General features: G+C 49.1%; 12 protein-coding genes. 3 read left to right on the top strand and 9 right to left on the bottom strand.

The window, feature by feature from the left end:
• The first annotated feature begins 69 nt into the window (after positions 1-69).
• The 3 genes from NYE53_RS03970 to hmoA all read left to right on the top strand — a co-directional run bounded on the left by NYE53_RS03970 (position 70) and on the right by hmoA (position 1,496).
• Positions 70-612, top strand: coding sequence for a hypothetical protein (locus tag NYE53_RS03970; protein WP_031315514.1), 543 nt, complete (start codon positions 70-72; stop codon positions 610-612).
• Positions 613-703: 91 nt separating this feature from the next.
• Positions 704-1,066 (top strand): VOC family protein, encoded by a 363-nt coding sequence (locus NYE53_RS03965; RefSeq protein ID WP_003233803.1) that lies wholly within the window; start codon positions 704-706, stop codon positions 1,064-1,066.
• Positions 1,067-1,169: 103 nt separating this feature from the next.
• Positions 1,170-1,496, top strand: a complete 327-nt coding sequence (hmoA, locus tag NYE53_RS03960; protein ID WP_003243958.1) for a heme-degrading oxygenase HmoA — start codon at positions 1,170-1,172, stop codon at positions 1,494-1,496.
• 36 nt (positions 1,497-1,532) lie between these two features.
• Here hmoA and NYE53_RS03955 read toward each other — a convergent pair whose 3' ends face one another.
• The 9 genes from NYE53_RS03955 to rhgX form a co-directional block, all read right to left on the bottom strand.
• Positions 1,533-2,228, bottom strand: coding sequence for a DUF421 domain-containing protein (locus NYE53_RS03955; protein WP_069964043.1), 696 nt, complete (start codon positions 2,226-2,228; stop codon positions 1,533-1,535).
• A 74-nt stretch (positions 2,229-2,302) separates the two neighbouring features.
• Complete coding sequence (gene lplD / locus NYE53_RS03950) at positions 2,303-3,643, bottom strand: alpha-galacturonidase LplD (RefSeq protein WP_123374343.1); 1,341 nt, start codon at positions 3,641-3,643, stop codon at positions 2,303-2,305.
• An 8-nt stretch (positions 3,644-3,651) separates the two neighbouring features.
• Positions 3,652-4,539 carry a carbohydrate ABC transporter permease gene (locus NYE53_RS03945; RefSeq protein ID WP_003242715.1) on the bottom strand — a complete coding sequence of 296 codons (888 nt, stop codon included), beginning with the start codon at positions 4,537-4,539 and terminating at the stop codon, positions 3,652-3,654.
• 13 nt (positions 4,540-4,552) lie between these two features.
• Positions 4,553-5,509 (bottom strand): sugar ABC transporter permease, encoded by a 957-nt coding sequence (locus NYE53_RS03940; RefSeq protein WP_029317445.1) that lies wholly within the window; start codon positions 5,507-5,509, stop codon positions 4,553-4,555.
• A 54-nt stretch (positions 5,510-5,563) separates the two neighbouring features.
• Positions 5,564-7,072, bottom strand: a complete 1,509-nt coding sequence (locus tag NYE53_RS03935) for an extracellular solute-binding protein (RefSeq protein WP_339247388.1) — start codon at positions 7,070-7,072, stop codon at positions 5,564-5,566.
• Between the two features lie 121 nt (positions 7,073-7,193).
• Positions 7,194-9,767, bottom strand: a complete 2,574-nt coding sequence (locus NYE53_RS03930; protein ID WP_339247385.1) for a hypothetical protein — start codon at positions 9,765-9,767, stop codon at positions 7,194-7,196.
• Positions 9,768-9,810: 43 nt separating this feature from the next.
• The gene (gene yesZ, locus NYE53_RS03925; protein ID WP_339247383.1) at positions 9,811-11,802 is read right to left on the bottom strand and encodes a beta-galactosidase YesZ; all 1,992 of its coding nucleotides are present in this window, start codon (positions 11,800-11,802) and stop codon (positions 9,811-9,813) included.
• Positions 11,803-11,809: 7 nt separating this feature from the next.
• Positions 11,810-12,463 (bottom strand): rhamnogalacturonan acetylesterase, encoded by a 654-nt coding sequence (locus NYE53_RS03920; protein ID WP_339247380.1) that lies wholly within the window; start codon positions 12,461-12,463, stop codon positions 11,810-11,812.
• Between the two features lie 156 nt (positions 12,464-12,619).
• Complete coding sequence (rhgX, locus tag NYE53_RS03915; RefSeq protein WP_339247377.1) at positions 12,620-14,458, bottom strand: rhamnogalacturonan exolyase; 1,839 nt, start codon at positions 14,456-14,458, stop codon at positions 12,620-12,622.

Here is a 14,458-nt window from a genome sequence, read left to right as displayed (position 1 = left end):
AATGCACCAATAAGAGTCCGCCCGCATAAACTGCAATGTACAGTTTACAATGAGAAAGGACGTTATCACATGTATTATGTTGATCCTTATATGTTTGCGGGGCATTTTTATGAGCCTTGGCCTGCTTTTGAATATGAATACCGATATCCATGGCCTGGCATTGGCAGCGGCGCTGTTCCGGGCTTCGGCGGCGGCTCCGGCCCTGGCATTGGCGGTGGCGCTGTTCCAGGCTTTGGCGGCGGCTCCGGCCCTGGTATTGGCGGTGGCGCTGTTCCAGGCTTTGGCGGCGGCTCCGGCCCTGGTATTGGCAGCGGTGCCAGCCCAGGCTTCGGCGGTGCGCCGCAGGGACCTCCTCCTTCCCAAATACCAGCAAAACCCCCAAAACCGCAGGGTTCTCAAGGAGCCGTTTTGTTAGTTGAACCAATCACCATTCGTCCTTGCCTTTTCCGATTTACCTATGTTTGGTTAACCAATGGCCGCTCATTTTGGTTTTACCCGATCATCCTTGGCAGAAGATCCGTCGGCGGCTTTTATTGGGATTCCTCACGTCGCCGCTGGGTTTATTTCGCCTTAGATACAAATCACATCGATGTTGTAAGCTGCTCATTTTAAAAATCAGCCGGTTTCCCGGCTGATTTTTTTATGTTACTTCGGCCGTAAACAGGTTATAGTATTATTATCTTTTCAACTTGGAGGTTTCCCTATGATCAAACAAATTGGCACTGTTGCTGTATATGTCGAGGACCAGCAGAAAGCGAAGCAATTTTGGACAGAGAAGGTAGGCTTTGATATTGCAGCGGACCACCCAATGGGACCTGAAGCAAGCTGGCTGGAGGTTGCGCCAAAAGGGGCCGAGACTCGTTTAGTCATTTACCCGAAAGCCATGATGAAAGGCTCAGAGCAAATGAAGGCTTCTATTGTGTTTGAATGCGAAGACATCTTTGGTACATACGAGAAAATGAAGACAAACGGTGTAGAATTTCTCGGTGAGCCCAATCAAATGGAGTGGGGCACCTTCGTTCAATTTAAGGACGAAGACGGAAATGTGTTTTTATTAAAAGAATAAACTGTTGCGCACGGCGGTTCGATTCCGTCCTGCGCTTTCTTTGACATTGAGAATGAATTTCATTTACAATTATTCATATGTGAGAATGATTGGAGTGGGACAAATGTTTGTACAGTTGAGAAAAATGACGGTTAAAGAAGGCTTTGCAGATAAAGTCATAGAACGTTTCAGCGCTGAAGGAATCATTGAAAAACAAGAAGGTTTAATTGATGTGACAGTGCTTGAGAAAAATGTACGCCGCGGGGATGAAGAAGTTGTTGTCATGATTCGCTGGGAATCAGAGGATCACTGGAAGCAATGGGAAAAAAGCGATGCGCATATCGCCGGCCATAAAGCAAACAAAGGCAAACCAAAGCCTGACTATCTGATCAGCACTGAAGTGAGCATGTACCATGTACGTGCTGTCAAACAAGGGACATACAATCAATAAAAAGCTTGCGCCTTGCTGCAAGCTTTTTTCTAAGAGTCATGTTGATCTGCTTTGTTCGTATGTTACGGTATACAGCGGCTTATTTTTATGCCATTCTGCAAATAACACGTCCTCCGTCTTATCAATGTTCTTCTTTTTCAATTCTTGTTTCAGCCACTGTTCATCCACACCTGCTTCCTTCAAATTATCCCGGACAACCTCTCCATCTATGATTAAAGTGATCGGCAGAGAAACGGACTTCGAAGGAATCTGCAAATCCTTATTGGTCGGTTTGTCAAAGTCGGATTTTGGAAGCACACTGACCATCCCGTTTGTTTCCAAAATCGCATATTCTACTTCTTGAATCGAAAAGCTCCCCGCTTGCCTCAAAAGGCTTTGAAGCTGGTTAATGTCCATCTTATTTTTCTTCAATACTTTATATTGAAGCTCCCCTTTGCGGATGACGATATTCGGCTCGCCCTCCAAGAACTTTCGCGATGATTTCATTTTTTGCGTGATAAATTCAATAATATAAATCAGCACGCCCCACAATAGCGAAGCAAAAATAATTTCTTTGATTTTGATTTCATGATCGTAAACGGCATTTCCGACCAATTCTCCTAAAATTAAAGCAGAGATAAAGTCAAACGGCGTAATTTGAGAAAATTGGGTTTTCCCGAGAAGCTTTAAGATGATAAATAAAATGCCTAGACCGCAGACCAGTTCTACCGCAACGCTTAAATAATTTCCCATATTGATAGCACCTACTTCTTGATTATACTATCAGTATGGTCAATGCTTTCCTTTCTAAACCGGAAAAGCTCCGCTCAACGTTGCATGGTGAATTGGAGCATGTCATTGAAAAGCTGCTCTGCATCACTGCGGTCAATCTTGACAAGCGGGTCATTGAGGAAGGCTTGAAACGCGAGGCCAGTGTCCTTTGTTAAACCTGCGTCCGCCACTGCCTCCTGATTGGATATATGCCTAGCCGCCAGCATTTCCACACCTTTCGGAAGCGCTCCGGACAAAATCGGCTGGACACGGTTCCTTGTGATGAATGCGTTTGTTTCGACGATGGCTTGTATAGGAAGGTTTGAGACCTGGCCTTGATTCGGCATATTTACATTTGTGACGAGTTCACTCAATCCGAGAAGAGCCGCTATGATGTTCACGCCTTCTTCTCCCGAAGCTTTCTCAGCAACGCCCCGTTGTTGCACGATCAACCGTTCTGTTTCTTGTCGTTTCTCAGCTCTGTCTTGTTTTCTGAATGATATAGGTGTGAGATGAAATTTCCATACTTCAGGCTGTTTGAGGTATGGGCCGGGAAGAAACTCTGCCAGATGCCTGTCTCCCGCAGCAGGGATGGCGCCATACGTTTCAAATAAATCAAACGCAACACGGTGTGCCGAATAAAAGACGCTGTCCCTCCAGCTTTCCCCCTCCAGCTCATATCCTGATTCCCCATAGTGCGCGCTGAATTCACGGAATATAGGCAGCAGGTCAATATGGCGGTAAGAGGCTTTTGTGATCCATGTAAAATGGTTAATGCCGAGCACATTAACGCGGATATCCTCACGCCGCGGCACCTCAATCCCCAGCCTTTCCGTGACCATTTCCGCCAATAACTTTTGCGTCCCGAATACCTCGTGGCAGCAGCCAATCGCTTTGATGCCGGGAAACACTTTATACAGCACTCTTGTACAGACAGACATCGGGTTTGTATAATTAATGACCCATGATTCAGGTGCGTAGTCTCTTATTGCCCGGGCAATTTCCGCAAATATCGGCACAGCACGCAAGCCCCTGATGATCCCTCCAGGCCCGACAGTATCACCTACAGACTGATAAATACCGCAGCGCTCAGGCAAGTGGACATCGACTTCCATATCATCCAGTGATCCCGGCAAAATGGAAATAATGACGATATCAGCGGCTGATAACGCCTTTTTCAAAGTAGAAACAGCCTCATATCTCCATCTGCCGTTCCCGCTGTGATTGCCGATCACTTCATTTTTCTGAGCGGCTTCAAAATCAAGATCATAGAGCGCCACCGTGCCTGACATCCGTTCATCAATCGACAAATCACTCATCAGGCTTCTGGCCCAGCCTTGGGACCCTCCGCCGATATAGGCAATCTTAATCTGATCTAATGTACTGATATGAAACACTCCCTTTCTCAGCCTTTCACCGAACCGATCAGCATTCCTTTTGCAAAGTGTTTTTGTAAAAATGGATAGACCGCCAAAATCGGCAGCGTTGCAATGACAATGACAGCGAGTTTAATTCCCTGCTCCGGCGGAACTGCATTTTGCATCGTATCACCATTGGTCGCCGTTAAATCCGATAAAATTGTGACTTGGCGAAGCACCATTTGCAGCGGCCATTTTGCACTGTCATTGATATATAAGAGAGCGTGGAAGAAATCATTCCAAATCCCGACCGCATAAAACAGCGCAAAGGTCGCTATGACCGGCTTTGACAGTGGCAGGGCGATCCGCCAGAAGACGCCGATTTCGGAACAGCCGTCAATTTTTGCTGATTCCTCCAGCTCGCGCGGCAGCTGCTGAAAGAAGTTTTTGATAATAATAAGGTTGAACGGATTAATCGCCATCGGCAGAATCAATGCCCAATACGTATCCAAAAGGCCAAGTGATTTTACGACAAGGTACGTCGGAATCATGCCGCCTGAAAACAGCATGGAGAAAATCACCAGATTCAACAGCAGATTCCGTCCCTTCACATGCCGCTTCGCCAGCGGATACGCCATCGTGAAGGTGAAAAACAGCTGTACAGCCGTCCCAACAACCGTGATGAAGATGGACACGCCCATGCTTCGAAGGAACGTCGGTGTCGAAAACACATACTTGTAAGCATCAAGTGTAAAGGTTTTCGGGAAAATAAAGAAGCTCCGCTGGGCGAGTTCCGCTTCTGTCGCAAAGGAACCGGCGATAATATATAAAAACGGCAAAATGGTAATCGCGCCGACACCGCCGAGAAACAGAATGTTGCAGACGTCAAACACCCGTCCGGCTTTGGTGTTGTGCATCGTGTGAATTTCAGCCATACCTCTCCCTCCTCTAAAACAATCCTTCCTGATCAAACTTTTTCGCAATGTAATTGGCGCCAAAAATCAAGATAATCCCGACAACTGATTTAAACAAACCGACCGCCGTGCTGTAGCTATACGCCCCTTGGGTAATCCCCATCATGTACACATACGTGTCGAAGATGTCAGCCACACTGCGGTTGAGTGAGTTCGTCATCAAATACACCTGTTCAAAGCCAAGATTCAAAAAGCTGCCGATTCTTAAAATCAACAAAACGATAATGGTGCTTCTGATCGCCGGCAGCGTAATATGCCACATTCTCCTGAACCGCCCCGCTCCGTCCATGATGGCCGCTTCATACTGCTCTTGATCAACCGTAGCGAGCGCTGCCAAAAATAGAATCGTTCCCCAGCCTGTTTCCTTCCAAATGCTTTGCATCACAATCATCGGCCGGAACCAGTCTGCATCCGACAAGAAAGAAATCTGCTCACCTGTCAGGCTCATGATCATTTTGTTGATCACACCTGTATCGACAGTAAAGAAAACGAAGGTGATGCTGACCACAATTGTCCATGATACAAAATGGGGTACGTAAATAAAGGTTTGGATACATCTTTTATACGCGGCCTTTCTTACCTCATTCAAAAGCAGGGCTAAAATGAGAGGCGCTGGAAAGGCAAACAAAAGATCCAGGCTCGCCAGCATGAGGGTGTTGCGCAGCAGCCGGAAAAAATCCGGATTCATAAAAAAGTCTTTGAAATAATCAAAGCCGACCCATTCGCTTTTCCAGAAGCCGAGATATGGCGAGTAGTCTTTAAAAGCGATCAGCACGCCCCACATCGGCAAGTATTTGAAAATCAAGAAATAAAGCAGACCGGGAATAAGAAGAAGATAAAGCCATTTGTCCCGTTTGAGCGCAGCCATCCAGCTGATGCCTTTTCCAGCGGTGAGAACAGGTGCATCTCCCTTCTTCGGCACTGTTTCCATATCTGTTCTCCTTTCGTGTTACCGGGGCGCCCGCCGAAAGGCAGGCGCATCGGTTTATTTTGACGATTGGTACAATTTGTTCAAGTCCTTCATCAGGTCATTGCCGCCGCTTTTTTTCCAAAGCTCCACTGCATCAGCGAACCCTTTTTCATCAATTTCTCCAATGATAAATTGTGTTCTCGCGTCGAGGATGATGTTGTCAAGCTGGGCTCCTTTTTGGGTATAGACATCAGATACAAGCGACTCAGCTGGGTTAAAGACGGCTATTTTTTCTCCTTCGGTTATGATGTCCTTGCGATGCTGGAAGAGCTTGGTTTTCTGGTCTTCGATGTAATACTCGCTTTTCGGAATCGACATGCTGAACTGTGCCAAGCCTTCATGCTCATACAGAAGAGATTTGTTATTTTTTTCAAGTGAGGTGAATACGCCGTCCTTGAGCTCGTAATTGCGGCCCTTCACTCCGTTGTTCGTGAGAATCTGCGCTTCCTTATCATTCATCTTATCGAGGAAGGACAGCACCTCTTTCAGCTCTTTTTCGGTTTTGACGCTTGATTTTGGTATCGCGATCATGCCTGAATAACCAGATGTCGGGAAGGTGCGCTTGCCATTCGGTCCCTCAAGCGAGCCGACGATATCAATGATATCCTTGTTCGACTCATCCGCCTCCTCCATCGCGCTTTGGATTTGAGACGCTCTTGAGCCTGTATCAACGATGACACCCGCTTTTCCTTTTACAACCGGATCATTCCACTTCGCAGAATCCATGACAGCAAAGTCCTTATTGATCAAGCCCTCATCATAGAGCTTTTTAAAAAACGTGAGCGCATCCATGTATTCTTTCGTTGTAAAATCTGGAATCAGCTTTCCGTTTTCAACACCGTAGCGGTTCGGAGCGCCGAACCAGATTTGCAGAACATCCCATGGGCTTCCGTTGCCGAGTCCCATCCATTTCGGCACGACCATGCCGTACGTATCATCCTTGCCGTTTCCGTCAGGATCTTTTTCCTTAAAGGCTTTCAGCACTTCATAGAAATCATCAAGCGTTTTTGGCATATCCAGACCGACATTTTTCAGCCAGTCGGTTCTGATGATCATACACGCCCTGATCAGATCCCTCGTTCTGTAGATTCCGTACACCTCGCCGTTCACCGAGCTGTTCTTCAAAATCTTTTCATCTGCCTGGCTTACATTCTTGTAGTCTTTTAAATAAGGAGACAGTTCCCAAAACGCCCCTGCTTTGACAGACTTGATAAAGCCGGCTGACTTATCTTTAATGACAATCGCGTGAGGCATCTCTCCTGAAGCCATGACGATGTTGAATTTGTCGTTGTAGGATGAATCAGGCACCCATGTGACCTTAATCTCTTTGCCTGTGTATTTTTCGAGCGCTTTTAATGAAGGGCTTTTATCACTCGGGCTTTCCGGCGATAAAAGCGGCGCCATAATTTTGATCGTATCTTTCGAACCGCTTGCTGAATTGGATGTTTCCGAATGGCTGCATCCGGTGATCATCATGGCAGCAAGCGGCAAGGCCATCCATTTTTTTCGCATTCTTATTTTCATGTTGCGTAAGTCCCCCTTTTTTCAATTTGCATTTCCCCTTTGCCCCTCTCAATATAAAGCGCTTACATAAATTCTTGCAATCTTCATTTTTTGCACCATTTCTCCTATGAAATTCCGGCTGTTATCCTTTTTTGCCCGATGTTTCTTTTTTTGCCGGAAGGGAATCTCCGATCAGTTCCAGCGCCGCTATGACATTTAAACACCATTGAGAGACAGTGTTCGTTGTCACCCATGGAAGCTCCTCTAGCTGCGTCCATGTCTCGATGCGCTCCGGTTTGATCGGAAGCGGCGTATGGCTGAGCTTATCTTCTAGCAAAAGATTCCACGCTTTGGCGGCGAGATGAGGATCTTGTTTTTTTCTTGCGGCGTAGGCTGTCATACCGGCGGCGAACATCGGCCAGTGAAAATGCCCGTCATGAAGAGCGCCTCCGCTTTTTTTCCGTTTTTCCTCGTCACTGAGTGTGTAAAATTCGCCGAATTCACTCAGCATATCCTCCCATTCCCGGTCATCAAGAAGCTCAGCCAGCTCCATCCACACTTGCGGCGCGCCGAAGGCAATGATCATATGATATCCGCCCGCAATGCCGTCTCCCATATGATGAAGCATCGAGGTCGCCGGATCATATTCAAATGTCGGGCCAGATAATAAGCGGAGCGGCAGCCGCTTCAGACAGTTGATGCCTGTTTGGATTTTGTGGAGATAATCAGGATTTTCGGTCCGCTCCCATTCCGCCAGCCAGTTCGAGCAAAACGCCGCCCAGTCCGGTCCCGTTCTGGCGTGAGTCGGGTGCTTGCCTTTCTCGTAAAAAGCGCGCATCGGATCGGTTTTGACGAGGGCATAATCGGCATCCTTCACTTCTGTCAAAAGATCTCCCGTCCGCTCATCACCCGTCAGATAATAATAGAATTTATAAAGCCCGGCCATGCTGATTCTCGCTTCCTTGCAGCCGCATCCCCAGTGCACAACATTATGCCGTGAGCCAAGCCCGGCATATTCACCGAGGTGAAAGCTGTCCGTTTCACTCGTATGGCGGGTCATGGCTTCTGCCATTCGGAAGATATCCTCTCTGCCTGAGCGGAAAAACGCCTGCCACAGCCATAAGGTCGGAACGAGCTCATTGTTTTGCCATGCGTATCCGCCGAGATCGTACCGCCACATATGCCGGATCGGGTCATACGTATGCATGACATCGCCATAATGCCAAAAACCGTACCATCTGCGTTGCTCTACTTCCTTTTTATAAAACAGAAAGGCCGCATCTAGATGTTCCTCCAGCTCTTTTTTGAGCGGATGGGATGTGTCAATGATGCTCCAAACCCCGAGTGCTTTTGATTCGTAATAAACGTCCGGCTCGCATACAATGAGCGGCGGCGCCTGCCATTTGTCAGCGAGCGCATTGAGGACTTCGTCAGACGGCATGTGCGAAAAGCACGCCAGGCTGATTTCATTTGTGTTCGCAATGCCTGTCGGATCAGAGCGCATTTCATCAAAGCCTTCATACGCGCTGGCCACGTGGGTGTTTCCTGTATAATGCCGCAAATCCATCGCTTCGCCGTCCGGGGGCCAAAGCCAGATAGTCATTTTGGGGCGGCTGCCGGCAAGACCTGTGATCTCCAGTGCTGAAGGATATTTCTCAAAGAAATACCGCAGGCCGAGAGCCACACCGCCATTTTTTCCGCCCGCATAGCAGAGCCCCTTCGCCCGGCTGCCATGCAGCATTCCAACCCACGCATAATCTTTTCCGGTCCGTTTTGACAGGCTGTAATGATCGCTGGAATCTTGCACGAGCTTGACATCGTCCCAAACCGCATTCTGTGTGCCATGTGCAAACCATTCCTTATGCTCTTCATCTGAAGACAGCATTTCGCCATTGATTTGTTTTTCATAAAGCGGATATCGTTCATTGAATTTACGTGTGCCAAACAGCTGGGCGGGTTCTTTGTACATCCCTTTCTCTCCCGCAAAGCGGAAATGGCGGTTGTACGGCTCTCCCTCCAAAAAAAGGGCAAATTCGATGCCGAGCCCCTTTATGAATTCTTGTTTACCGCTCCTGTCAATCAGCTGCGTGTGCACAAGGCCGATCTCAGACAGCCCGGCATAAAACGTCAATCGGATGACAAACGGCAGCCATTCTTCATTCGTTTTATGGAGCACATGCACTCCCTCGATTTTGATCACCGCTTTGACAGGACCACTCTGCTCAATCGCCGCCCGTTTGATAAAGCTGACAGACCTTTCATGCAAAAGAACCGTTTCCGCCGCTGACTCCTTTCTCGTTTCTCTTATTGCAACGAGCCTCCCGCCTGCGGCGATCGGCTTTCCGTTGATCTGCAATGATTGAATGAAATCAGATCCTGTTTTATGAATGGTACAAACGAGTGCTCCTGTATTCACTTGGATGTCATGCTCTGTCTCAAGAATGCTGAGCGATTCAGTTGGCTGCGGCACTTCTCTTTTGCGAACTGTAAAGCTTTGGTTTTCCTGACCGCCAAACACCGCCGCGTGCTTCGTCCACTTGATGCTCCCGTCCCGCCAATAGGCCGACGGTTCGCTTTGCACATATCGCGTTTCCGCGTTTTCATTCATAAGCGCCAGACGGTCTCCTTTTTTTAATTCTCCTTTTTTCCATGGCACGCCCCACGTCACGCCGCTTGTCAACTTTGGCTGTTCTGATAACCATTTGATCTTTTTCATCGGCCTCTCCCTCCATAGAAAAAAGCTGATTCGATGCAAAGAATCAGCTGTGATTGTCAAATTGAATCACACGGTATTCATGCGGTCCGACTGCCAGTCTCCCCGCTTTGGTCAAACAGTTCGTCAACAAATCCATTCCCGCTTCCGGCAATGTCACGCTCCCGCCTTTTCCATCCATATTCACAACGATCCACACAAGGCCGTTTTCGCCTATACGCGGGGCAACGATCGTGCCGGGTGTCACATCCGACCGGCTGGAAATAACAGCTTCCTCCGCATAATGCCTGACGAGCGCTTCCAGCATCGCATCCCCTTCTTTCCCGGATGGAAGCGAGCCCAGCATGACAATTTTCCCCTCGCCGTAATTCCGTTCCTTCAGAAAAGCATGGCCCGCCCCCGGTCCTGATTCAACCGTGCCAAGGGTGTTTCCGCTCTCTGTGTCACACACCGCGCTCCATAGTCCGAGCGGCGCCGTGATGCCAAACGCTTTTCCTGTATTCACGTTCTCATTCATCGGATAGGTAAAAAGTGTTTTGATCCCTGACGTTTTCTCAAGTTCGCCAAGTCCGCAATCGGTATGAATGGTATGCTCGCATGTGCGCCCTCCTGTCAGCGGCCCTGTGATCCAGATGCCGCCCGCTTCAGCGAATGCCGAAGCTTTTTTGATAAATTCAGCAGACAAATACGGCACAAATGGCGTAAACAGCAAGCGGTAGCCGTCCAGCGGAGCGCCTTCCGGAATAAGGTCACGGTGAATCCCTGTGTTGAGAATACGTTCATAAAAATGCGTCACAAGCGAACGATGCCGGAGTCCCCGGTGAGGCTCAGTTTTAATAAATGCTTTTGCTCTGTCAGAGTAAGTCATCGCCGCCTCGGCTTGAACGGGTTCAGTCGATAGAATAACAGGCTCGATTTCCTTTCTTGCCCGCTCAACCGCCAGCACATTTTGGTAGCCGATGGTGGGTTCGCCCCAGGCACTGAGAACCGAACCGTGGGAAATCTCGCTGCCTGAACGCTGCTGTCGCCATAGCCAGTAGCAAAACCCCTGGCTTCCTAAGGCGTAGGACGATACGGCTTCGGCCTGCAAATACCCGTCTGTGTGCGGGTAAGCGGAGCTTTCAAGCGAGGCGGCATACGACGGACTCGTTTCCAAAATCCAAAACGGGCGCCCCTGTTTCAAATTTCTCCATAAATCACAGTTCAATAAAAAGGCAGAGGCGTTTTCCTGCGAAGCGTACGTGTCATAGGAGGCAAAATCGAGATTCTGAAACATTCGCTCATTGTCCACGCTGAACATGACTGATCCGTTATGCGTGATCGGAGCATCTGAATAGCAGCGGATGATTTTGGCCTGTTCATCCGCAAACGAAGCGATCATCTCCATCGAAAACAGCTGATACATAGTGCTTAGGGAAGCGTGATGCAGAAACGGGGCCGGTCCCGGCTGCGGGACTTGCTCAAACGTCTGATAGGTTTCGCTCCACACATCGGTTCCCCAAGCTTCATTCAAGCGCTCAATCACCACGTAGCGATTTTTGAGCCAGTCATGCCATAAGCGCAAACATGTCTCACACATGCATTCTGCAACATGGCATTTAAACTCATTGTCTAGCTGCCATCCGATCAGCCCCGGGAGCCGGCCAAGCTCCTTGGCGATGGCTGTGGTGATGATGGCGGCTTTTTTTCGGAAATACGGGTTGTTCGTACAGGCATGCTGACGGGAGCCATGCCCCATGATCTCTCTTTTTTCATTGACATGCATGCGTTCGGGCCGGCCGTGTGAGAACCAAATTGGCGGGGTAGGCGTCGGCGTGCACATAATCGTTTCGATCCCGCTTTCATACAGCCGGGCGATGATTTCTTTGAAAAAACCGACGTCAATTTTTCCTTCTTCAGGTTCCATGACAGACCAGGCAAATTCGCCGATCCGCACAACATTTACGCCAACTTCACGCATGATGTCAATGTCCTGCTGAATCGTCTCTCCATCCCATAATTCCGGATAATAGCAAGCGCCATGATACAGTTTTCTCATCCCATTTTCACCTTTCTTTGATGATCAATTCTGTCAATGGCAGGCCGAGCTCCTTTATGCCTTTTGCCACAAGTTTCGCCATTTCATTTGCGCCTTTTTTTGTAAAATGCGTGTAATCATTAATCCCTTCTGAAATCATAAAATAGGTGTACACTTTTTCCTCGCCCTTCTCAGTAAAGAAAGCGAGACTTTTCTCCATCAGATCAATGAGCTGGACATTCTCCTCTTCAGCCGTCTGCTTCATGGCAATGCAGTAATCTGGAAAATCGTTCAAAAACACGCCGTTTTCGTAATGAAAGCGGGCTACGGGGGTAATGAGAAGCGGATGGGCGCCTTTTTCCCGCGCGCCTGCGATATACTGCTTTAAATATTGTTTATAAGTAGTGTAGGGATCGGTGTAGCGCTCCGGCTTATTTTTCGACGCGTCATTATGGCCCATCTGCACGAACAGCCAATCATCCGGCTCGATCACATCGAGGATTGCCTGAAGCCTGCCCTCCTCCACAAATGTTTTCGAGCTTCTTCCCCCGATCGCTCTGTTGATCACTTGAATATGCTCAGGCAGATGCGAGCCGAGAAACTGCCCCCACCCCCCTTGATTTGTGCTGTCTCCATACGTTTGAACAGTCGAATCGCCGGCAAGATAAATATGATTTGCCATTTTTCATTCCCCCTCGTTTTTTATACAGCTTCCATCACGGATAGCTCTTCCCTTGAAAAAACCGGTGCGTACAGCGTTTGTGCATTGGTTCGTCCTGCCCGTTCTCTAATCATCTTGTCGTAGCGTTCAGCCTTTACGTCTTATCCCTTAGTCCTCCTACAGCGGCGCCTCCGCTTTACTTCCCGCTATGTACAGGGCGGGCTTCGGCGGTTTTTTCATTCCCGTTCCGAGGTAAAAGCTCGTGTGCGGCGGCTGGTTGTAGGCGGTATTCTGCCAGGCGATGCCGAGCCTGTAAACTGGATCATGCATCAGCGTGTAAAAGCGGTGGCGGGTGAGATGTGTCGTTGTATAGATACGGAGCGCGCTGCTGTCTTCCGTTCTCCATATCACTTCTTCCCGCCAGTCTCCGAACAGGTTGGCCTGAAGAACCGGGTTTCCTTTCGTGCCGTTGTTGGACAGCACGCCGGCCGGCTGAAATATCGTCTTCAGACAGCCGTTTTCAGCATCCCATTTTTCAATCTTTGGCCTGCCAATCGTTCCGTCCCAGTCATGATCAAGCAGTTCTCTGACCAAATCACCGTCCCACCAGATGGCGAAATTGGCTGAAGCGGGTGCTTTGTCGCTGATTTTTTCGCCTTTGCTCGTAAAAAGCCCATACGACATGCCATCATTGCCCGGCGGATCAATTCCCCAGACGAGCGACCCTTTGTAGCTTGGGTCAATATGAGCCGCCATGCCCCGGCCAACGTCAGTTCCAGCATGGACGCCCCATAATATCTCACCGGTTCCGGCATCTCGCAGCGACAGTCCGTACGGCTTCGTGGCGTCCTCATGCACCTGGAACACTTCAAGCCCTTTTCGTGACGGGTCCAGATCCCCTACATGCATCGCGTCTCCGTGCCCGAGCCCCGTTGAGTACAGGCCGGTTCCGTCATGATCGACAGCCATTGCGCCGTATATGATTTCATCTTTTCCGTCTCCGTCGATATCCGCCACGCTTAAGCTGTGGTTCCCCTGTCCTGCGTACGCTTCATGTCCCGGCTGGTTGGAGTCAAATACCCAGCGTTTTTTGAGCCTTCCGTTTCTGAAATCGTATGCCACGAGCACGGCTCTCGTATAGTAGCCGCGTGCCATTACAAGGCTCGGCCGCTCCCCATCCAAATAAGCGATCCCGGCGAGAAAACGGTCCATCCGGTTTCCATAGCCGTCTCCCCAATCCTCCAGCTTGCCGCGGGGCGGTTCATATTCCACGGTTGTGAGCGCCTCACCGGTTTCTCCTTTAAACACCGTCAAATATTCCGGACCGGACAAAATTCTGCCCTGTTCGTTTCTAAAATCGGCATGCTCATCACCGATGATATGTCCTTTCCCGTCTGTTGTGCCGTCAGCTGTTTTCATGGCGATTTCTGCTTTTCCGTCACCATCCAGGTCATACACCATAAATTGCGTGTAATGAGCGCCCGCCCTGATGTTTCTGCCGAGGTTGATGCGCCACAAAAAGGTGCCGTCCAGTTTATAGGCATCTATGAGCACCTCCCCGGTATAACCGTCATGGGCGTTGTCTTTTGAATTGGACGGGTCCCACTTCAGGATGATTTCATATTCTCCATCCCCGTCCACATCCCCGACGCTGGCATCATTGGCGCTGTAGGTGTACGGCTTTCCATCCGGCGTCACACCGCCTTCCGGTCTGGCAAGCGGAACCTCCAGAACATTTTCCTGCCAAACACGAGCTTCCTTGGAAAGCTTTTCTTCCCGTCCTTTATTGACAGCCGCCACTTGATAAACAGAGTCAGCCGTTCCGTTTTGATCGAGAAAATTAGTGCTTTCAGCGATTGGATCGCGGGTGATCCGCTTTCCATCCCGATAAAGGTGAAAAGCCGTCGTCTCATGATCTGTTCCGAGAAAACGCCAGCTGACAAACACGCCCTGATCTGTCTTTACCGCAATCAAACCTCTGGTCAAGTATTCCATTTGCCTCTTTTTTGGTTTCAT

Origin of the sequence: Bacillus sp. FSL R5-0523 (assembly GCF_037975295.1) — a bacterium.
Lineage (GTDB): Bacteria > Bacillota > Bacilli > Bacillales > Bacillaceae > Bacillus > Bacillus subtilis.
Note: the sequence above shows the minus strand (reverse complement) of the source record. Positions and strands in the feature narration are given on the sequence as shown.

Coding starts and splice junctions, on each gene's coding strand:
- NYE53_RS03970 (WP_031315514.1), top strand. CDS start 70: ATGTATTATGTTGATCCTTATATGTTTGCGGGGCATTTTTATGAGCCT.
- NYE53_RS03965 (WP_003233803.1), top strand. CDS start 704: ATGATCAAACAAATTGGCACTGTTGCTGTATATGTCGAGGACCAGCAG.
- hmoA (WP_003243958.1), top strand. CDS start 1,170: ATGTTTGTACAGTTGAGAAAAATGACGGTTAAAGAAGGCTTTGCAGAT.
- NYE53_RS03955 (WP_069964043.1), bottom strand. CDS start 2,228: ATGGGAAATTATTTAAGCGTTGCGGTAGAACTGGTCTGCGGTCTAGGC.
- NYE53_RS03945 (WP_003242715.1), bottom strand. CDS start 4,539: ATGGCTGAAATTCACACGATGCACAACACCAAAGCCGGACGGGTGTTT.
- NYE53_RS03940 (WP_029317445.1), bottom strand. CDS start 5,509: ATGGAAACAGTGCCGAAGAAGGGAGATGCACCTGTTCTCACCGCTGGA.
- NYE53_RS03935 (WP_339247388.1), bottom strand. CDS start 7,072: ATGAAAATAAGAATGCGAAAAAAATGGATGGCCTTGCCGCTTGCTGCC.
- NYE53_RS03930 (WP_339247385.1), bottom strand. CDS start 9,767: ATGAAAAAGATCAAATGGTTATCAGAACAGCCAAAGTTGACAAGCGGC.
- yesZ (WP_339247383.1), bottom strand. CDS start 11,802: ATGAGAAAACTGTATCATGGCGCTTGCTATTATCCGGAATTATGGGAT.
- NYE53_RS03920 (WP_339247380.1), bottom strand. CDS start 12,463: ATGGCAAATCATATTTATCTTGCCGGCGATTCGACTGTTCAAACGTAT.
- rhgX (WP_339247377.1), bottom strand. CDS start 14,458: ATGAAACCAAAAAAGAGGCAAATGGAATACTTGACCAGAGGTTTGATT.